General features: G+C 53.6%; 1 protein-coding gene. It reads right to left on the reverse strand.

Translation table 11 applies throughout. The annotated features are described in order from the left end of the window. Positions 1 to 101: 101 nt before the first annotated feature. A partial coding sequence (locus tag ALO43_RS27080) for a type II toxin-antitoxin system RelE/ParE family toxin (protein WP_162235631.1) occupies positions 102 to 304 on the reverse strand: 203 nt, incomplete at its 5' end.

Raw genomic sequence — 304 nt, forward strand, 5'->3', positions numbered from 1 at the left:
GGGGTTTTTTGTTTTCAGGCTGTACTACCTCCCTCGTTCCCAGATTTTTCCCTTCCCCGACTCCGTTTTTTCCGCAGTCGAAGATAGCTGGCCGGTCAGAACTAGCTGAATTGATCCGGGATTTTTGAAGTGTTCAGGCGCTCGTTCCGTTCATGCAGCACGCGGACGATGAACACGACCTGGCTGCGAACCACATAGCTCACTAAGAAGGGGTAGCGAGTAAGTACCAGCTCGCGTACGTCCGGGGCTTGGGAAGGGCGTCCCATACCTGTAAACGTTGCGAGCTGCTCAATGGATTCCAGAA

Origin of the sequence: Pseudomonas tremae (assembly GCF_001401155.1) — a bacterium.
Classification (GTDB): Bacteria; Pseudomonadota; Gammaproteobacteria; order Pseudomonadales; family Pseudomonadaceae; genus Aquipseudomonas; species Aquipseudomonas tremae.